Raw genomic sequence first — 19,229 nt, forward strand, 5'->3', positions numbered from 1 at the left:
CAATCCTTCGCGCCATCAACCCAGTTAGTGGCAGTCACCTGGGCAGGCGGCTGCGGCGTGCACTGGCGATGTTCACCATCGTTCATGTCACGCTGGCGAGACTCAGTCTTCTTCGAAGCCTTACTGGTGTCGAGCACCCACTTGCGTGCGCCTGAATCCCACTTGTGAGGTGTCGTGGTCACCGTCCGGGACTGACTAACCTTTCGGGTGTTGCAATCCTTGGCACCATCAACCCAGTTAGTTGCGGTCACCTGGGCCGGCGGCTGCGGAGTACATGCACGATGCTCGTTATCGTTCATGTCACGCTGGCGAGTCTCAGTCTTCTTCGAAGCCTTACCGTTATCGGGCACCCACTGGCGTTTACCCGAGTCCCACTTATACGGAGTCGTGGTCACCGTCCGGGACTGGTTGACTTTCCTGGTGTTGCAGTCTTTCGCCCCGTCAACCCAGTTAGTAGCAGTCACCTGGGCCTGCGGCTGCGGCGTGCATGCGCGATGCTCGCCATCATTCATCTCGCGTTGACGCGTCTCGGTCTTCTTGCTTGCCTTCGCGGTGTCGAGGACCCATTTCCGCGAGCCAGAATCCCACCGATGCGGAGTCGTGGTCACGGTACGCGACTGCGTAACTTTCCTGGTGTTACAGTCCTTCGCACCATCAGCCCAGTTCGTTGCGGTGACTTGGGCCTGCGGCTGCGGCGTACATGCACGATGCTCGCCATCATTCATGTCCCGCTGGCGCGTCTCAGTCTTCTGCGAAGCCTTGCTCGTGTCGAGCACCCACTTGCGCGCGGAAGAATCCCACCGATGCGGAGTCGTGGTCACGGTACGCGACTGCGTGACCTTCCTGGTATTACAATCCTTCGCACCATCAACCCAGTTAGTCGCGGTGACTTGAGCCGGCGGCTGAGGCGTACACTCGCGATGCTCGCCATCATTCATGTCACGCTGGCGCGTCTCAGTCTTCTGCGAAGCCTTGCTCGTGTCGAGCACCCACTGACGTGAGCTTGAGTCCCACCTGTGCGGTGTCGTCGTCACAGTACGCGACTGCGTGACCTTACGGGTATTACAGTCCTTCGCACCATCAACCCAATTAGTTGTCGTCACCTGCGGATTCGGCTGCGGCGTACACGCGCGATGCTCACCGTCATTCATATCCCGCTGGCGCGACTCGGTCTTCTGCGAAGCCTTGGAAGTGTCAGGCACCCACTTACGCGAGGAAGAATCCCACCGATACGGAGTCGTCGTCACCGTCCGCGACTGCGACACTCTCCTGGTGTTGCAATCCTTGTCCCCATCAACCCAATTCGTCGCCGTGACCTGGGCCGGCGGCTGAGGCGTACATTGCCGATGCTCGCCGTCATTCATATCCCGCTGGCGCGTCTCAGTCTTCTTGCTCGCCTTCGCAGTATCAAGGACCCACTTGCGCGAGGAAGAATCCCACCGATGCGGGGTTGTGGTCACGGTACGCGACTGCGAAACCTTACGGGTATTACAGTCCTTCGCACCATCAACCCAATCCGTTGCCGTCACTTGAGCCGGCGGCTGCGCAGGCTTTTCTTTCACGGTTAAGATTGAGGGGACAAACTTTAATGAGTAGGTAGAAAGTGCCGAACGCTTCAGCCGCAGCCCTCCCTGGCTGATTGGATATTCACCCGGACCCATACCATTTGAATATGTTGTTTCAAGTTCACCTTCTAGTTGGTCACCAAGTCCTGACGGCGAAATTTCATAGGTCAAGTTTGGCGATTTGTCACCTGTATAAATAGTGATCGGATCGGCTTTCACCGTAATTTCTCTAATGTCCATAGGACGGAGAAGATAAGTGGCCTTATCTTGATATCGCCCACAATTAGAATTACCCGCGAAAAATACCCTAACCCTGTCTCCGGGTATATCCCAGCTAAGACGTTCGAAATTCTCCTCTTTTACGATTTCATAGGAAATGCTTGGGTCAAATTCGGCGATCGAATAGAGCGACCTTAAATGACAAAATTGCTCCCCTTTCAGCCGTAGTGTCGTACGACTGAAAGTATGGAAAATATGCTCAGCAGTCCTTCTCCTATCCATAATCGTCCCATTCTGGGGGAACGTCCAGTTAGTTATATCGATGAATGTAGCGTTGAGCGCGCCAAAAAACATCCACTGATAGTCGGCCTTCCGGCTCACATTCCAGCGAGAGACATCCGGATTAGCGCCCGAGCCGGTAAACATTCGCGTAAAATCATGACAGTTCCCAACATCCCAGTTGGAAACGTCCGGATTTGCCCTGGGAGTATCCATGAACATTTCCCGCATATTGGACACTTGGCTCGTGTCTATTCCGTTAGAAGGGAGATCAATTTCCGCATTAACACAGTCTTTAAATAAGGCAGTAGCCCGCCCTGAAAATATTATTTTTTGACCACTATTCGGAGTAAAAACTATTTTCTCCGGCTCAGTTTCTCCACCCGTGCCACAGTGCCGTTTTTTGAGCGGCATCCACTGATCGCGGTCGAGTTCGCCATGGCCGGCGACAGTGAGTGTTTTTGTGGCGGCATCCCAGGTGGCGGTGAGGTTAGGGCCGACGGGGATTCCTGCTGCGCGCTCCGTTGCGCGCGTTTCTCCCCCGTCGGAAGTGTCGGGTGACGCGAGGCTAGGAGCGGCTACCCCCCCCCCGCTAAAACAGCAAGCGCGGCAATAACGGCAGCCGCTCGTTTGATCAGCTTCACTACTAACCCCTCACCAATTGATACCGTTACAGGCAAACATCCCACACCCGTCGCGAAACCATTTTCACGTTCAATAAGGAATAGGAATGAGTACGACTGCATAGTCGCTTTCTTGATTTACCTTAGCTAATTTCTACAGTTTTCACCACGGGTGACGTTCAGGATAATTCCAGCCCAAGCAGTGCGGTAGTCAGACTTTTCCGCTTATTTATGCGGTAATAGGTAGCTACTTGTGACTAAAGTCTCGAGCGGAAACGTCTTTTGTAACCAAAATTCAACCGAGCTGAAACAAGCCCACTATAGCTTGATTAATGCCGAATACGCCGTCGATTTATACATAAAAATTAGTTTTCTATACACCCCGGCAGGGACTATTTCTATTTATTATTTTCACTGTCGCGAAAATGGGAAACCTACATTACCCTGTAAAAATGCTATTTTTTAGCTTTTCTGCGTCTAGATTGCAAGACTGCACGTAGCTCCATGAAGGTATATCCAGAATTCAACGGCACCGCGACCGTTGGCAGCGGGGTTACGTCCGATGCCAACGAGTCTTACTCCCCGCGCGATTCGGCTACCCGCGTGATCCGCTAGAGCACCGGCTACCGCCCGGCTTCGCTATGGCCTTCCATACGGGCCATGGCGATGTCCTCCGATTCGGTCACCTGGTCCACCCGCACCCGGTCGATGCGCCGCCCGTCCAGGGATTGCACGGTGAGCTCCACCGCGCCCAGCCGAGTGGAATCCCCTACCTGCGGCATGCGCCCCAGCTGGGCGATGATATAGCCGGCCAGGGTATCAAAAGGCCCCTCGGGTAGCTCCACGCCGAGCATTTTGAGCACTTCGGGGCGGGTAGACAGCCCGTCCATATCCCGCACTCCCCCGTGCACCTGCACCTTGGGGACCTCGCGGTCGTATTCATCGCGGATCTCGCCCACGAATTCTTCCATTACGTCCTCAATGGTGACGATGCCGTCCGTACCCCCGTATTCATCCACCACAATGGCCAGGTGCGCGTGGGCTTTCCGCAGATCCGAGAGGGCTTCCAGCACATCCTTACCCGTCGGGAAGAACGTCACCGGGCGCACCAAATCGCTCACCCGTTGAGCCGTGGGAGCGGGAGCGAGCATATCGCGAATGTGCAGGAAGCCGATCACGTCGTCGTCGTTCCCACCGCGGCGCACCGGATAACGCGAGTGCTCCAGGGCCGTAACGAGAGGCCGTGCTTCGTCTAGGGAAAGTTCCGCGTCTAGGAATTCCACTTCGGTGCGCGGCGTCATGACCTCCTGGACGGTGCGGTCTGAAACGGACAGCATCGAGACGACCATATCGCGTTCCTCGGTGCCAATCGTTTCCTGGCTGGCCACAAAAGCGCGCAGCTCCGCCACTCCCATTTCTTCGCGCTGCTCTTTCGGGTCGCGGCGCAGCAGCCGCAGCACCCCGTTCACGCTCACGCCCAGGAACCAGATGACCGGCCGCAGCACCGCGGTAATAAAAGCGAGGGGCCGGGCGGCCAGCGTGGAGATCGTTTCCGCCGATTGCAGGGCGATGCGCTTGGGCACCAGCTCCCCGAACACAATGGAGATATAGGAAATCACGAGCGTGGTGAGCACAAAAGCCAAGGTGGTGGCCCCGTTTTCCGACATCCCCCACGCTCTGAACGTGGGCGCGATCTCCGGGGCGATGGAAGCGGCACCGAAGGAGGCGGAGAAGAACCCGGCCAGGGTCACGCCCACCTGAACAGCGGAAAGAAACTGGTTGGAATCCGAGGTCAGGCGCTGGATAGTTTTCCCGGAGGCGGAATTTTCCGCCATTTCGTCGATCTGCGTTTGCCGCAGGGACACCAGCGCGATTTCCGAAGCGGCGAAAAACGCGCCGATCAGAGTGAAAACAACAACCCAGATAATGTTCATAGCTAAGGGACTCACTCCACCAGTATGGACGAGCCCGCGCCCACCAACCCCACCGCGTCTCAGAAACAAGCGGCAAGCGAACACGGGAAGGTTGTGGTGGTACGACGGCGCAGCGCCTGCGTGGTGGCGTGCCGGGGAGCTGCGGCGTCGTTCTTAAATAACGGGGGGCGTGAGGGCGAAACGCGCCAGGAAAAAGAGCGCGGCGGCCAGGAGGAGGAGGGTGGCGGCGTCGGTGATGCGCGAGCGCACCGAGGGGACGTAGCCGGTGGGCAGCGTCAGGCGGGCCACCGCGAGGATCACGAAACTACCCGCGAGCGCGAGGATGGCCACGCGCGGGTCGGCGAGGAAGGCGAGGGCCACGATGATGCCGATCCAGGCCGCGCAGGCCCAGTAGACCAGCGGGTGGGAAAAGTGCGCATTCACGTGAGCAAGTATAGCCCGCCGCTACATGGTGAAGAGGTGGAAGAAGGCGCCGATAAAGCGGATGTCTTCGACCGTATGCGTTTTGAGATTGACGGTGAGAAGCAGGGCCACGATCCCCCAGGCCACCGTCAGGCTCACCCAGGCCCAGCGCTGTATCCGGTAGCGGCCTGTGCCGCGCGGCAGGGCGTGGCGGCGGGTGTGCAGCGCGTGCCGGGGCACATAGCGGGGGCGGCGCACCAGGGCCCGCCCGCGCACAATACTCCCCGCGGCCAACAGCGCAAAGACCAGGTAGGCGCCGGCGACGGTCGTTTTTTGGGTCATCCAGCCACGGGTGGCCACCACGCTTTTCGCTCCGCCCGCCCGATCACCATTCCACCAGTCCAGCGCCCCGGGAAGCTGTTTCTTCCAGGTGTCCCAGGAATGCCCGCCGTTCGGGTCGAGGTGCACGGTGGTTTTCAGGCGCGGGTTCTTGACCTCCTCCAGGCCGCGCGCCAGCTCCACCGGGTCGTTATCAGTGCGGGTGCCGGTGAAGTACATGGATTGCGGCCAGCTCGCCTTTTTCATGAGGTTGGTGACGGTGAATTGTTCGCGCAGGCCGGGGGCTTGGGTCAGGCCGATCACCGGCACGTTGTACCCGGAAAAGGAAATCACCGAGGCGAAGGTTTGCGGGTTGTACAGGCCGAGCACCGGCGCGCACCAGCCCCCGTAGGACGCCCCGGCAATAGCCCAATCGCGCCGATCCGCCGAGACCGAGAAATTCTTGCGCACCATCTGCACGATATCGCGATTCACCCAGGTTCCCACCGCGGGCCGCCCGGATAGATCCACGCAATCGGGCTGCTGGTTATCCACATTGAGGGAGGGGACCACGACGATCGTATCCGGCGCGCTCGCCGGCATCGTATGCTCCAAATCCAGCACACCCGGAATTTTCTCCGTCTGCGAGGGGAAGCCCTGGATCATGACGATCACACGGTAGGTGCGCTCCGGGGAATAATCCGGGGGCAGATACACCCAGACGGGCAGTTCCAGGCCGGATTCGGGGCCGCGGAAGACGGTTCCCACCACCCCGTGCCCGGCCGGGGTGAAATCAGCTTTCCACTCTTTGCCCTCCGGCATGGGGATCTCACCGGATTGCCCGGCGTACTTGGGTAGCTCGCTCGTCACCGCGGTCACGGAAGCCTTGCCGCCGCTTTTCGTGAAAATGGTTTTGACATCGCTCCACGTGCTTGCGTACTGCAAGTTGAGGTTCATGCCCACCCCAATAGCGACGACGCCGCAGACGGCTGCCACCACCATGGCGAGCACCGGAATCGCGGTAGCCAGGCGGCGGGTACGCGGGATGGTGCGCACCCCCAACGCCAGGAAAGCCAGCGAGCAGAGGCCGGCAGCCAGGAGCGCCCCGTGCGTATTGGGTTGAAGCATAGGCAAAATTTTAGGCCGCCCGGGCGCCTCCGCGCGCCGTTATTTCACTCTATGCCCAGCTCTCCTGTTATTTTTCCTCACTTTTCCCACGCTCTTCCCAGTCAGCGGCGGCCGGCTGAGAAGATGCTGGTTCCGCAGCGGTAGCCGCGGTGGGAACCGAGTGCAGGGTGGTGGACGGCGCGGCTGGCGCAGTGGCAGCCGGTGCCGTCGGCGCGGCTGGCGCCGTGGCAGCCGTGGGCGCGGTGGCGCTGGCATCCGCGGTGAGTGCGCTCTCCCCGCCCGGCGCTGCGGCGGTCTCCGGCGCGGCCTGCTCCACCGCCGCATCGCCGCCAGGCGCCACGGTGGTGGCGGAAGCGGCCGCTGCGGAGTGGGCGGCGTCGTCGTTCTGCTGTGCGGCGGGGCGCAGGGCGCGCCGTACCCGATAACGTTCCCACAAGGCACGCACCCACATCCAGAAGTCGCGCGCGCCGTAGCCGAGCGCGAAAGGCAGCAGCACCGTGAGAGCCACGCAGCCGGTGAGGAGCGGGGCGCGGGTGCCCACCTCGAGCATGCGGCCCGGGCCGATCCCGCCGGTGGCGAATTGCCCGGCCAGGGCCACGAGCACCAGGAGTTCCAGGGCGCCCACCGCAGCGCTCACCCAGTCGCGCGGGCGCAGCGAGCGGATCACGCCCCAGGCCAGGCCCGTGAGGATGGGGATGATGAGGAGCCAGGCGGGGCGCAGGGCCGGGTCGGGCAGCAGGCCGAAAACGGGAAGGCCGGGGATGGGGGCGAAACTGCCACCCAGGGCCGAAAAGACCGCGCCGCTGCCCACCGTGAAACCGGCGCCGGTTACGTAGGCCAGTGCCCACACCAAAAGCGCGGGGGCGAAAAGCAGCTGGGTGAGGGTGAAGAGAATCGTGCCGGTGAGGTCGGTGAGGTAGGCGGCGTGCAGGGCCTGGGCGCGCCCGAAGCCGAGCACCACCGCGGCAAGAACCAGGAGGAGGCTCAGGGCGGCCAGGGTGGCGGCCAGCGGTGCGATGAGGCGCCAGCCGCGTTCGAGGATCGCCACCCCGGGCCAGGCCGGGCGTTCCAGCCAGGCGCATTGGCTGGCCGCGAAGCTGAGCACCGCCCCGCCCACGAGGGCGTGGAGCAGAGATGATTGCGGGAGGGAAAGCAGGCAGATCACGCCGGCGCTGCCCGCTCCGCTCAGGGTGGCGATGGCTACGTCCCACCAATCCTCCACCACGATGGCGCGCAGGAAGCGCACCGTGAGCCAGGCGATGAGGGCGGTCAGGAGCAGCGGCATGAGGCCGATATGCCCGCCCGCGCTCACCAGCGGCGTGCCGAGGGCGAGCAGCCACAGGGAGCCGCCCAGGCGTGCCGCTCCCTGCCACGTCACGTCCCCGAGCAGCGGGGAGGCCGCGGTGAGGGTGTATCCGAGCAGGCAGATGAGCACCACCGTGATCCAGGTGAGGACCACGGGCTGGATAACGGCCAGGGCGAGCGCCACGCGGCGCGAATACGTTAACATCCCTTCCATGGTGGCGCGCGATGGGTGCCGGGCCGCGGAAGAGGGCCCGGCGTGTTGCTCACCGCACCATTTTCGCGCGGCCGGTGCGCGCTCACGGCGGGGCTTTCGCTCCGCTACGCGCACACCGGCGCCTCACGTTACGGCGCTTAGCCGAGCGCGCCCTTGAGCTCGCTCACCCGGCCGGCGATATCCGCGGCGATCTCCTCCGCATCCTTTCCGGCCGCCGCAAGTTCGTGAATCCGGGAAACCAGGGCCGATCCCACGATTACCCCGTCGGAGAGGGCCCCCATACGGGCGGCCTGCTCCGGGGAAGAAATCCCAAAGCCAATCGCGCAGGGAATATCCGTGACCGAGCGGATTTTCTCCACGATGGCCCCCACATCGGTGGTGATATTCGAGCGCATGCCCGTCACGCCCATGGAGGACACCACGTAGAGGAAACCGCGCGCGGCCCGCGCAATCGCTTCGATCCGATCCTCGGAGGTAGGCGCGATGAGCGAAATAAGGTCAACGTTATGCGCAGCCAAAGCCCCCTCGAATTCGCCCTTCTCTTCGAAAGGCACATCGGGGAGGATCACGCCGGAGACCCCAACTTCCGCGCAGCGGCGCGCGAAGCGCTCCGGGCCGTAGGAGAAGACCACATTGGCGTAGGTCATGATGACGAAGGGGCACTCCAGATCCGGGCGCACCTGGCCGATCATCTCAAAAATCTTGTCCGTTGTGGCTCCCCCGCGCAGCGCCCGCTCCGAGGATGCCTGGATGACCGGGCCCTCGGCGGTCGGATCAGAGAAAGGCACGCCGAATTCAATAAGATCTGCACCGGCCCGGCCGGCCGCGCGGATGATGTGCGCCGTCGTACCTAAATCTGGATCCCCGCAGGTGAAGAACGGAATAAAAGCTTTGCCGCGAGAAAAAGCCCGGGCGATGGGTACCTGTTTAGTCATGAATATCTTCTCCCCGGTAGCGCGCGATGGCCGCAACGTCCTTATCCCCGCGGCCCGAGAGCGTGACGATAATGATCTTGCCCGGCATATCCGGGGCGATCTTCATGGCGTGCGCGAGGGCGTGCGCCGATTCAATCGCGGGAATAATCCCCTCGGTGCGCGAAAGGTATTCGAACGCATCCACGGCCTCCGCATCGGTAACCGGTACGTATTCCGCGCGCCCGATATCGTGCCAGTAGGCGTGCTCGGGGCCGATGCCCGGGTAGTCCAGGCCGGCCGAGATGGAGTACACCGGGGCGATCTGCCCAAATTCATCCTGGCAGAAATAGGATTTCATGCCGTGGAAAATACCTTCGGTGCCGGTGGCGATGGTCGCGGCGGTATCCGGGGTATCCACGCCCCGCCCGGCCGCTTCCGCGCCGATGAGACGCACGCCCGCGTCATTCACGAAGTTATAGAAGGAACCGGCCGCGTTCGAGCCGCCGCCCACGCAGGCGATGACCGCATCGGGCAAGCGCCCCTCAGCTTCCAGGATCTGGGCGCGGGCCTCGCGGGAAATAACCGCTTGGAAATCACGCACGATCGTGGGGAAGGGATGCGGGCCCATAACCGAGCCGAGGCAGTAGTGGGTATCGCTCACGCGCCCGGTCCATTCGCGGAAGGCTTCGCTGGCGGCGTCTTTGAGGGTGCCGGTCCCGGATTTCACCGCGACCACATCCGCGCCCAGCAGCCGCATCCGGTATACGTTGAGGGCCTGGCGGCGGGTATCTTCCTCCCCCATGAACACCACGCATTCCATATTGAAAAGCGCGGCGGCGGTGGCGGTGGCGACCCCGTGCTGGCCGGCCCCGGTTTCCGCGATGAGGCGGGTTTTGCCCATTTTCTTGGCGAGCAGCGCCTGGCCGAGCACGTTATTGATTTTGTGGGCGCCGGTGTGGTTGAGGTCCTCGCGTTTGAGGTAGATTTTCGCGCCGCCCAGATCGCGCGTCATCCGCTCCGCGTAGTAGAGGAGGGAGGGCCGGCCCGCGTAATTATTGAAAAGATCGGTGAGTTCGGCGTTAAAGTCCGGGTCGTCGCGGTAGTGCCGGTAGGCGGCGTCCAGCTCTTCGATGGCCGGCATGAGAGTTTCCGGGATGAACTGCCCGCCGTGGATGCCGAAACGGCCCGGGCGCTCGGGCGCGCCGGTTTCCAGCGTGGAGGTTCCCGAGGTGGAGCTTTCCATCGTGTGTCCTTCGGTCATGGTTACTCTTTCTCCTGTGCGGGGGCGACGACGCGCGCCGCGGCCTGGCGCCACTGGGCCAGTACTCCTACTTTATCGGCGCTGCGCATGAGGGCTTCGCCCACGAGCACCGCGTCGGCACCGCCGGCCGCGAGCGCTTCCACGTCCGCGGCCCCGCGCACCCCCGATTCGGCGACGACGAGCGCCGTACTCTCGATACGGGCCCGCAACTGGCCCGCGGTGGTCAGATCAACCGAAAAATCTTTGAGATTGCGGTTGTTGATTCCGATGATGCGGGCGCCGGCCGCCTGGGCGGAATCAATTTCCGCGGCGTCGTGGGTTTCCACCAGGGCGGATAGCCCGAGGGAATGCGCCAGCTGGAGGTACTCGCGCAGGGTTGCGGTATCCAGGAGCGCGCAGATGAGCAGCACCGCGCTGGCCCCCAGCGTTTTCGCCTGGTAGATCTGGTAGGAATCCACCACGAAATCTTTGCGCAGGCAGGGGGTAGCAACCGTGCGGGTGATTTCCTCCAGGTAGCTATCCGAGCCGAGGAACCACTGCGGTTCGGTGAGCACGGACATGGCTTCCGCCCCGGCCGCTTCGTAGGAGCGGGCAATATCGAGGTAGGGGAAATCTTCGGCGATGATGCCCTTGGAAGGCGAGGCTTTTTTCACTTCGCAGATGAAGCCGAGCCCGGGGCCGCGCAGGGCGGCCTCGAAGGGGAAGCTGGCCGGATCGCTCCCGGGTTGGCTCCCAGCGGCGGGTGCGGGCGCGGCGGCAGCGGGCGCGGAAGCTGCGAGCCCTTCGGCGAGTTCGCGCATGCGGGCCGCGGGGATCTGTTCTTTATCGCGGGCCACCCGCTTCCGGGTGGCGGCGGCGATCTGCTCCAAAATATTAGGCACGCGAAGCCTCCACGAATTCGTCAATCTTGCGGTAGGCGCTGCCGCCGTCAATGAGGTCGCCGGCCATATCCACGCCCGCGGCAATGGAGCGGGCCTTGCCGGCGATATAGAGCCCGGCACCGGCATTGAGCTGGACCACGTCACGCTTGGGGCCGGTGATCTTCCCGGAGAGGATATCGCGGGTGATCTGGGCGTTTTCTTCCGGGGTGCCGCCGAGCATATCGGCCGGGGTGGCCCGGTTGAAGCCGAACACATCCGGGGACATTTCGAAGGTGCGGTATTCACCGTTACGTACTTCGCAGACCGTGGTGGGGGCGGAGAGGGAAATCTCATCGAGCTTATCCTGGCCGTAAACCACCAGACCGTGGTGGACGCCCAGGTCATTGAGGACGCGGGCGAGCGGCTCCACGAGGTATTCATCGTAAACACCGAGAACCTGGTATTCGGGGTGGATCGGGTTGGTCAGCGGCCCGAGGATATTGAAGACGGTGCGGAAGCCGAGCTCCTTGCGGATCGCCCCCACGTTCTTCATGGACTTGTGGTAGAGCTGGGCGAACATGAAGCACATGCCCACCTCATCGAGGAGGCGCCGGCAGGTATCCGGATCCTGGTTGATATTCACCCCGAGGGCTTCCAGGCAGTCAGCGGTACCGGAAAGCGAGGAGGCGGCGCGGTTACCGTGCTTGGAGACCTTGACTCCCCCGGCGGCCAGCACGAACATCGAGGTCGTGGAAATATTGAAGGAGTGGGCGTTATCCCCGCCGGTTCCCACGATTTCCAGGGTGGGGAAAGGAACCTCGAAGTAATCAGCGTGCTCGCGCATCGCGGTGGCGCAGCCGGAAATCTCATCGGTGGTTTCTGCCCGCGCGTTCTTGGTGGACAGCGCGGCGAGGAACGCGGCCGTCTGGGTGGGGGTGCTTTCCCCGCCCATGATCTCATTCATAACGGTATAGGCCTCGTCATAGGTGAGATCCTGCTTGGACACAACTTTAATAATGGCTTCTTTAATCATGACAACTCCGTACGTTGGGAAAGTTTGTGTGGACTGCGGTGCTGAGCGGGCCGCGCTAGGTGTGCTGCGCTAGGCAGGCTGCGCTGAGCTGAGCGCAGCGCGCCATCGCCCCCGGGCGGCTTTCCACCAGCGGCAGCGCAGCTGGGCGCGGGTGGAGGCAGCCATGGCCGCCGCCGCGGCGGCAGTAGCCGGCGTTGCGGAAGGCGCCATGATGGAGACAGTGAGTGTGGTGGAGTGCCGGCGATGCGTGGATAGGGCATCGGGGACATAGTGCTCAGGTGAATGCGGTAGGTCCCGTTGCACGGGATTCTCCTCTCAGGTGGTTGGGGCGGCGTGGTTGCGCCGCAGGGGCACGCTTCTTAGGCGCGCCACCATCGCCAGGCCGCACCGGCCTGACCCTGTACCTTGAGATCCTGCTGCATAGCTGTGAGCTTAGCCCACCCCGGGTGGCGCCCCCGCCCCGGTCCATCATGCGGACAGGTCAGGGCGGTAGCCAGCTAGCGGCGTCGTCGTACTACCAGAAGTGAGCGAGAGTGCCGCAACTACCAGGCACGCAATTATTATTATTGACTTTTCACCCAGCAATTCCCGGGATTTTTCGCGACGTTTCGCAGATTTGCCCTAGTGCTTTATGCGTGCATCGGTTAACATATTCAGGTCCCGAGTAAAGAAACCCATACCTTACATGCTTTCGTGATTGAAGAAGGACACCATGAAACATTCTGTTAAGTTGGCCGCGATTGCCGCGGCCGGGGCTTTGGCACTCACATCCCTGACCGGCTGCGCCACCGAAAACAAGGGCGCATCCGAATCGCCGGCCACCGACTCCTCAAAGGCCGCGGGCCTGTCGGTGGTGGCAACTACCGGTTACCTCGAAGATGTTATTCGCAACGTCGCTCCCGAGGCTAACGTAACCACCTTGGTCAAGCCCGGCGGTGATCCTCACACCCAGGAACTGACCACCCAGGACACCCAGGCCATCGAAAAGGCCGATCTTGTGGTGTGGACCTCCCACGATATGGAACACAAGATGATGGGCCAGCTCGAGAAGCTCGGCGACCGCCAGATCGCCGCCGCGGAAGCAATCCCGGAAGATAAGCTCCTCCCCTGGGAAGAAGACGGCAAGATCGAAGGCCACGACCCGCACGTGTGGAACTCCCCGGAAAACTGGCAGTACGTGGTGACGGCCACCGCCACCAAGCTCGGTGAGATCGACGCCGCGAACGCGGACCTCTACAAGGCCAACGCGGAAGAATACAACAAGAAGATCGCCAAGGCCGCCGATGAAGCCAAGGCCAAGTTCGATAAGATCCCGAAGGAAAACCGCGTGCTCATCACCGGGCATGACGCCTTCAACTACCTGGGCGCTTCTTTCGGTATTGAAATTCACGCCACCGATTTCGTTTCCTCCGAATCGGAAATGTCCGCGGTGGAGCTCAACGAGCTCGCCACCCTCATTGCCGAGCGCAAGGTTCCGGTGATCTTCCAGGACAACCTCAAGAACCCCGAAGTCATTAAGCACCTCCAGGACGCGGTGCGCGAAAAGGGCTGGCACGTTGAGGTCTCCGATAACGAGCTCTTCGCCGATACCCTCAGCTCCGAAGCCCCCACGAATACCTACCTGGGCGCTTTCAGCTACAACGTTGATTCCATCGTCAGCGCGCTGTCGCAGAAATAGGTGATATCTATGGGATCCGCTACCACGCTGGCCTGTCAGATTGACCACCTGAGCGTCGCCTACCAGGATACGATCGCGGTGAGCGATGTTTCGCTCCGCGTCAGTCCGGGCCAGGTGGTGGCGCTTCTCGGCCCGAACGGCGCGGGGAAATCCACCGTCATGAAGGCGGCCCTGCGCCTCGTTCCGGCCCTCGCCGGGGACGTCACCTTCTTCGGTGAACCGCTCCCCCGGGTGCGTTCACGCATTGCTTACGTGCCGCAAACCGCCACCGTGGATTGGGATTTCCCGACCACGGTGGGCGACGTCGTACTCATGGGTACGTACGCCCAGCTGGGCTGGCTGCGCCGCCCGGGCGCGCGCCAGCGCGAAGCTGCCGCCGCGGCCATGGAGCGCCTGGGAATTTCCAATCTTGCCCACCGCCATATCAACGAGCTGTCCGGCGGCCAGCAGCAGCGCACCTTCGTGGCGCGCGCCCTGGCCCAGCACGCCGAGCTCTACCTCATGGACGAACCTTTCGCGGGTATCGATATCACCTCTCAGCAGGCGATTATGACGCTGCTGCGCGAGCTGGTTGATGAGGGGAAAACCGTGATGATCGTGCATCACGATTTGCAGACGGTCCCCGATTTCTGCGATAGCGTGGTGCTGCTCTCCGGCGGCAAACTGGTGGCGAGCGGAAGCGTGGAGGAGGCTTTCACCGCGGATAATATCGCGCGGGCCTACGGCCTTTCCATCGCCCTCGAACGCAAGTGAGGGCGCGGCGCAATGATTGATTTTATTTCCCCGCTGGAACTGTGGGGAACCTATATTTTCCGCACCATGCTCATCGGAACCACCCTCATCGGGGTGTTTTCCGGGATCGCCGGCTGCCTGCTTTACCTGCGCCGCCAGTCCCTGGTATCCGACGTTATCGGGCACAGCTCCATCCTCGGTGTGGTTGCAGCCTTCACGGTCGCCACCCTGCTGGGCATGGATGGGCGCTCGATGGTGGTCCTCGTGCTGGGGGCGAGCGCGGCGGCGATGTGCGCCGTCGTTCTCACCAATATCATCGTGGCGCATTCGAAAGTGAAGGCGGATGCCGCCATGGCCATCTGCCTCTCGCTGTTTTACGGCGGCGGGATGGTATGCCTGCGGCTCCTCACCCATTCCCACCTGCCCAATCGCGGCGGAATCGACAGCTACATGTTCGGCAACGCGGCGAATGTGCGCGCCGGAGATCTGGTGACCATCGCGGTATTCGGGCTGCTCACCGTCGCGGTAATCCTCGCTTTCTTCAAAGAAATCAAATTGGTGACTTTCGATCCGGTGACGGCACAATTGCAGGGCTTCAGCCCGCGCGTGCTCACGCCGCTCATGCTGGTACTCGTCACCATCGCTATCGTTATTGGAATTAAGGGCGTGGGGCTTATTCTCATGGTCGCTTTTGCGATTATGCCGGCCGCGGCCGCGCGCCAGTGGACGCACCGCATGTCCTCCATGATGGTGCTCGCCGGGATTTTCGGCGGGGTTGCGGGCGCGGCGGGCGCGTACCTGTCCGTCTGCCTGGGCAAAGTTCCCACCGGCCCGATCGTGGTGCTCCACCTCTTTGTTATTTTCGCGTTCTCGCTGCTGGCCGCGCCGCGCCGCTCCATCGTGGTGGTGGCCCTGCGCCAGCGCCGCTTGCGCGGTGATCTTGCCACGCGGGCGCTGGCTTCCGCGGAGGTTCCGGTTCCTGCGGGTGCGCAAGGATCGGCGACGACGCCGGCGCCTGCGGCGCCGGATACTCTGGCAGCCGGGGGTACTTCGGAGAGGAGCGGGCAATGAGTTTCATTGTGGCAGTTATGTTGCTCGCGGTGGTGACCGCGGTGACCTGCGCGCTTCCGGGGGTGTTCCTGGTGTTGCGCGGGCAGTCCATGCTGGTGGATGCGATGTCGCACGCGGTGCTCCCCGGAATTGTGGTGGGCACGATTCTTTCCGGGTCTACGCATTCCCCGGTCATGGTGGTGTGCGCGGCGCTCATGGGTTTGGTGGTGGTGCTGGGTGCCCAGCAGCTGGATCGCACCCGGTTGCTGACCGGGGATGCCAGCCAGGGCGTGATTTTCCCGGTGCTTTTCGCCCTGGGTATTTTGCTGCTTTCGACCACGCTTTCCCATATCCACATTTGCCAGGACACCGTGCTCACCGGGGATCTGAATCTCATGGCTTTGAGCCCGGAACATATCATCATCGGCGGTTACGATATTGGCCCGCGCACCATGTGGCAGCTGCTCGCGGTGTGCGCGCTCAACGCGATTTTCATCGCGGTGTTTTTCCGGGTTCTCAAAACCGATACCTTCGACGGTGATTTCGCTGCGACTATCGGCTTCCCGGTGCGGGCGGTGGAATTGGGGCTCATGATGCTGGTGTCGCTGACCGTGGTGGCGGCTTTCAATGCCGCGGGCGCGATCCTGGTTATTGCCCTTATGGTGGTGCCGGCGGCCACGGCGATTCTTTTCGCCCGCTCGCTGCGCCACCTCCTGGTTCTCACTCTCCTGATTGCGGTGGCCGAGGCGCTCCTCGGCTTCGTGTTGGCCCTGTATCTGGATTTGGCGACCTCGGCGATGATGGCTTTCACCGACGGGGTGGTGTTCCTGAGCGCGCTGGCCGGGTACAAGCTGAGCGGGCGCGCGGCGGCACGCAGCCACCGGCGCACCCTGAGCGTGCCGGCCGCTGCCGCGGGAGCTACTACTTCTCCACTTTCGTCAGCGGAGCGAAGCGCAGCATCAAGCGTTTCGTGACCGAGCCGAAAGCGACCTTCGCGGTGGTGGACTTTCCTCGGCCTTCGAAGCCGAGGATGGTCCCCCGCCCGAAGGAGCGGTGCTCCACGGTGTCACCCACCGCAAAGCCCTTGGTATCCGCTGCCGTATCGGCCGCGCCCGCCGTTCCTGGGGCACCGCTCGAACCGCCGGCCGCAGAGCCGCCCGAACCGCCGGCCACTGTATGCGCACTACCGGCGGAATCAGCGCGAGAGGCCGAGTTCGAGGTGGCGGGCACCCCGAGTTTCCCGGGTTTGAATGTACCTGAACCGATGATGGGCCCGGCGTCGTCGTCAAAGAAAGAAGGCGCGCGCCGCTCGCGGCGCCCCCACCCGTAACCGGAACCAATGCCGGAACCTATACCACCACCGCGCACGAGATCCTGGGAGGATTGTTCCCGGCGCCAGTCAATAAGTTCGGGCGGGATTTCTTCAATGAAACGCGAGGGCGGGAATTCCTGGGGCGCCCCCCACGACGAGCGCGCTGCCGCGCGCGAAATATAGAGGCGTTCGCGCGCGCGGGTGAAAGCCACATAAGCAAGACGGCGTTCTTCGGCGAGTTCGCGCCGGTCATCCAGGGAACGCATATGCGGGAAGGTGCCGTCTTCCAGGCCGGTGACGAAAACAACCGGGAATTCCAGACCTTTGGCGGTGTGGACCGTCATGAGAGTGGTTTCCCCTTCGGATTCACTCCCTTCGGGAAGCCGATCCGTATCCGAGACCAGGGAAATCTGGTCCAGCCACTCCCCCAACCCGGCATCCGGATTCTGGGCGGAAAACTCCACCGCGACCGCGTGTAATTCGGCCAGGTTTTCCACCCGGCTGAGATCCTGCGGGTCTTTGGATTCCTGTAGCACAGCCAGGTACCCGGATTCATCCATGAGGTAATCGAGGATATCCGCGGGTTTGCCGCCCGCGGCGGCATCCTGACGCGCGGTTTCGAGGATGCGCGCCAGATCGGCGACGGCGCTGCGGGCCCGAGCCGTCAGCCCCGCAACTTCGCCGCGCTCCGGGTTCGGGGTAGCCACATCGGCCACCGCGGCACCGAAGGAAATATTCCAGCGTTGGGCGTGGGTGGCCAGGTGGCCCTGCGCGGTATCCCCCACCCCGCGTTTTGGTTCATTGATGATGCGGCGCAGCGAAACGGTATCATCCGGATTTGCTACCGCGTGCAGGTACGCGAGGGCATCCTTAATTTCTTTGCGCTCATAGAAGCGGGTACCGCCGATGACCCGGTAGGGAATCCCGGAGCGCACGAACATTTCTTCCAGGGCCCGCGCCTGGGAATTGGTGCGGTAAAACACCGCCACATCCCCGTAACGCACCCCGTTATTATCCCGGAGCCGGTCAATTTCCGTGACAACGAAATGGGCTTCGTCGCTTTCCGAATCAGCCACGTAGCCGGTGATCTTTTCCCCGCTCCCCGAGTCTGTCCACAGCTTTTTCGGCCGGCGCCCTTCATTATGAGAGATGACGGCATTGGCGGCAGAGAGAATATTTTGGGTGGAGCGATAGTTTTGCTCCAGGACCACGCTGGTGGCATCCGCGAAGTCCTTCTCAAAATCCTCAATATTGCGGATGGTGGCGCCGCGGAAGGCGTAAATAGACTGATCGGCATCGCCCACCACGGTGAGCGCGGAGCGTTCCGGGCCCTGCCCGGCCAGGGTGCGCACCAGGACGTATTGGGCGTGGTTGGTGTCCTGATATTCGTCGACCAGGATGTGACGGAAGCGGGTGCGGTAGCGTTCGGCGATCTCCGGGTGGGAGGTGAGCACCTCCACCGTGCGCATAATAAGATCATCGAAATCCAGCGCATTGGCGCGCTCCAGGCGATCCTGGTAGGCGGCATAGGCCTGGGCCAGCACCTGGCCGTCCCGATCAGTTGCGGCCGCGGCCTGCGCGGCCGGGGTAACCAGTTCATCTTTGAGATTGGAGACCTGGCGGCTAAGCATTTTGGGCGGGTAGGCCCGGATATCGATGTTTTCCTCCCGGCACACCATGGTCATGAGGCGTTGGGAATCCGCCGCATCGTAAATGGTGAAGGTGGATCGCATCCCGAGCGCGCGGTGTTCGGCCCGCAGAATTCGCACGCAGGCGGAGTGGAAGGTGGAGATCCACATGCCGCGGGCCAGGCCGCCGAGCATCCCCTCCAGGCGTTCGCGCATTTCCCGCGCCGCCTTATTGGTGAAGGTGATGGCGAGGATATTGGCCGGGTGGGCCTGCCCGGTGGCGATGAGGTAGGCGATACGCGAGGTGAGCACCCGGGTTTTACCCGAGCCGGCCCCGGCAACTACGAGCAGTGGGCCGCCGCTGTGAATCACGGCTTCGCGCTGGGCGCTATTGAGGCCGGTGAGAATACGCGCCGCTGCGCCGCTGGTCACGTTAGCCCCGCTAGTGCCACTACCTGTGGCCCCGGGTGCCGGTGCAGCTTGACCGGTCAGCACACCCGCGGCCTCCGCCCCGCCCTGACCTGTAGGCGCGCTTGCAGCGGCCTGAGCCTGCGTGGGCACACCCGGGCGCCGCCCCACGGTAGCCCCGGCTTGCTGGGCGGCCGCCACGCGTTCCCGCAGCCGCGCGATTGTTGCTTTGTACGATTCCTCCATAGCCCTTCTAGGGTACGACACCACCCCGACACAAAAAACGCCCCCGAGCTTCGCGTTGCTCTCACTCCGGCAATCCGGGCACCGGCCGATGGCATGCGGCACCTACCTGCCCGGCCGGCC

At 62.6% G+C, this 19,229-nt stretch carries 15 protein-coding genes and 1 pseudogene; 4 read left to right on the forward strand and 12 right to left on the reverse strand.

The window, feature by feature from the left end; translation table 11 throughout:
• The 11 genes and pseudogenes from ACRQEC_RS04135 to ACRQEC_RS04185 form a co-directional block, all read right to left on the reverse strand.
• On the reverse strand, positions 1 to 1,562 hold a 1,562-nt coding region (locus ACRQEC_RS04135; protein ID WP_435714257.1), incomplete at its 3' end, for a hypothetical protein.
• A gap of 12 nt (positions 1,563 to 1,574) precedes the next feature.
• A pseudogene (locus tag ACRQEC_RS04140) lies at positions 1,575 to 2,477 on the reverse strand (BspA family leucine-rich repeat surface protein); the annotation flags it as partial.
• A gap of 832 nt (positions 2,478 to 3,309) precedes the next feature.
• Positions 3,310 to 4,635, reverse strand: a complete 1,326-nt coding sequence (locus ACRQEC_RS04145) for a hemolysin family protein (RefSeq protein ID WP_284889171.1) — start codon at positions 4,633 to 4,635, stop codon at positions 3,310 to 3,312.
• Positions 4,636 to 4,773: 138 nt separating this feature from the next.
• Complete coding sequence (locus tag ACRQEC_RS04150; protein ID WP_026428220.1) at positions 4,774 to 5,043, reverse strand: DUF3017 domain-containing protein; 270 nt, start codon at positions 5,041 to 5,043, stop codon at positions 4,774 to 4,776.
• A 21-nt stretch (positions 5,044 to 5,064) separates the two neighbouring features.
• Positions 5,065 to 6,468, reverse strand: coding sequence for an alpha/beta hydrolase (locus tag ACRQEC_RS04155; protein WP_284889172.1), 1,404 nt, complete (start codon positions 6,466 to 6,468; stop codon positions 5,065 to 5,067).
• A 67-nt stretch (positions 6,469 to 6,535) separates the two neighbouring features.
• Complete coding sequence (locus ACRQEC_RS04160) at positions 6,536 to 7,978, reverse strand: cell division protein PerM (RefSeq protein WP_284889173.1); 1,443 nt, start codon at positions 7,976 to 7,978, stop codon at positions 6,536 to 6,538.
• Positions 7,979 to 8,124: 146 nt separating this feature from the next.
• Positions 8,125 to 8,922 carry a tryptophan synthase subunit alpha gene (gene trpA, locus ACRQEC_RS04165; protein WP_284889175.1) on the reverse strand — a complete coding sequence of 266 codons (798 nt, stop codon included), beginning with the start codon at positions 8,920 to 8,922 and terminating at the stop codon, positions 8,125 to 8,127.
• Entirely contained in the window at positions 8,915 to 10,162 is a 1,248-nt protein-coding gene (trpB, locus tag ACRQEC_RS04170) for a tryptophan synthase subunit beta (RefSeq protein WP_320756990.1), read from the reverse strand. The genes trpA and trpB overlap by 8 nt, the downstream gene beginning before the upstream one ends.
• A gap of 2 nt (positions 10,163 to 10,164) precedes the next feature.
• Entirely contained in the window at positions 10,165 to 11,043 is an 879-nt protein-coding gene (gene trpC / locus ACRQEC_RS04175) for an indole-3-glycerol phosphate synthase TrpC (protein ID WP_284889176.1), read from the reverse strand.
• Positions 11,036 to 12,055 carry an anthranilate phosphoribosyltransferase gene (trpD, locus tag ACRQEC_RS04180; protein ID WP_284889177.1) on the reverse strand — a complete coding sequence of 340 codons (1,020 nt, stop codon included), beginning with the start codon at positions 12,053 to 12,055 and terminating at the stop codon, positions 11,036 to 11,038. Before trpD ends, trpC begins: the two co-directional genes overlap by 8 nt.
• A gap of 69 nt (positions 12,056 to 12,124) precedes the next feature.
• Positions 12,125 to 12,358 carry a hypothetical protein gene (locus ACRQEC_RS04185; protein ID WP_284889179.1) on the reverse strand — a complete coding sequence of 78 codons (234 nt, stop codon included), beginning with the start codon at positions 12,356 to 12,358 and terminating at the stop codon, positions 12,125 to 12,127.
• Between the two features lie 409 nt (positions 12,359 to 12,767).
• On the opposite strand from ACRQEC_RS04185, the gene ACRQEC_RS04190 reads away from it, so the two are divergent.
• From ACRQEC_RS04190 to ACRQEC_RS04205, 4 genes are read left to right on the forward strand one after another with little or no spacing between them, the layout of a single operon-like run.
• Entirely contained in the window at positions 12,768 to 13,733 is a 966-nt protein-coding gene (locus tag ACRQEC_RS04190; RefSeq protein ID WP_284889180.1) for a metal ABC transporter substrate-binding protein, read from the forward strand.
• Between the two features lie 9 nt (positions 13,734 to 13,742).
• Positions 13,743 to 14,486 carry a metal ABC transporter ATP-binding protein gene (locus ACRQEC_RS04195; protein ID WP_284889181.1) on the forward strand — a complete coding sequence of 248 codons (744 nt, stop codon included), beginning with the start codon at positions 13,743 to 13,745 and terminating at the stop codon, positions 14,484 to 14,486.
• Between the two features lie 12 nt (positions 14,487 to 14,498).
• Positions 14,499 to 15,536, forward strand: a complete 1,038-nt coding sequence (locus ACRQEC_RS04200; RefSeq protein WP_284889182.1) for a metal ABC transporter permease — start codon at positions 14,499 to 14,501, stop codon at positions 15,534 to 15,536.
• A complete protein-coding gene (locus tag ACRQEC_RS04205) occupies positions 15,533 to 16,489 on the forward strand; it encodes a metal ABC transporter permease (protein WP_284889183.1) in 957 nt (318 codons plus the stop codon). The genes ACRQEC_RS04200 and ACRQEC_RS04205 overlap by 4 nt, the downstream gene beginning before the upstream one ends.
• On the opposite strand, the gene ACRQEC_RS04210 is transcribed toward ACRQEC_RS04205, so the two are convergent.
• Positions 16,437 to 19,109, reverse strand: coding sequence for a UvrD-helicase domain-containing protein (locus tag ACRQEC_RS04210; RefSeq protein WP_284889186.1), 2,673 nt, complete (start codon positions 19,107 to 19,109; stop codon positions 16,437 to 16,439). The genes ACRQEC_RS04205 and ACRQEC_RS04210 overlap by 53 nt on opposite strands.
• Positions 19,110 to 19,229: the final 120 nt, after the last annotated feature.

The sequence above is a fragment of the Actinotignum saccati genome (genome assembly GCF_051265055.1).
GTDB lineage: Bacteria > Actinomycetota > Actinomycetes > Actinomycetales > Actinomycetaceae > Actinotignum.

Excerpts from the sequence above, each read along its gene's own strand:
- ACRQEC_RS04155 (WP_284889172.1), bottom strand. The coding sequence starts at position 6,468 with ATGCTTCAACCCAATACGCACGGGGCGCTCCTGGCTGCCGGCCTCTGC.
- trpA (WP_284889175.1), bottom strand. The coding sequence starts at position 8,922 with ATGACTAAACAGGTACCCATCGCCCGGGCTTTTTCTCGCGGCAAAGCT.
- trpB (WP_320756990.1), bottom strand. The coding sequence starts at position 10,162 with ATGACCGAAGGACACACGATGGAAAGCTCCACCTCGGGAACCTCCACG.
- ACRQEC_RS04210 (WP_284889186.1), bottom strand. The coding sequence starts at position 19,109 with ATGGAGGAATCGTACAAAGCAACAATCGCGCGGCTGCGGGAACGCGTG.
- ACRQEC_RS04195 (WP_284889181.1), top strand. The coding sequence starts at position 13,743 with ATGGGATCCGCTACCACGCTGGCCTGTCAGATTGACCACCTGAGCGTC.
- ACRQEC_RS04190 (WP_284889180.1), top strand. The coding sequence starts at position 12,768 with ATGAAACATTCTGTTAAGTTGGCCGCGATTGCCGCGGCCGGGGCTTTG.
- ACRQEC_RS04160 (WP_284889173.1), bottom strand. The coding sequence starts at position 7,978 with ATGTTAACGTATTCGCGCCGCGTGGCGCTCGCCCTGGCCGTTATCCAG.
- ACRQEC_RS04205 (WP_284889183.1), top strand. The coding sequence starts at position 15,533 with ATGAGTTTCATTGTGGCAGTTATGTTGCTCGCGGTGGTGACCGCGGTG.
- ACRQEC_RS04200 (WP_284889182.1), top strand. The coding sequence starts at position 14,499 with ATGATTGATTTTATTTCCCCGCTGGAACTGTGGGGAACCTATATTTTC.
- trpD (WP_284889177.1), bottom strand. The coding sequence starts at position 12,055 with ATGATTAAAGAAGCCATTATTAAAGTTGTGTCCAAGCAGGATCTCACC.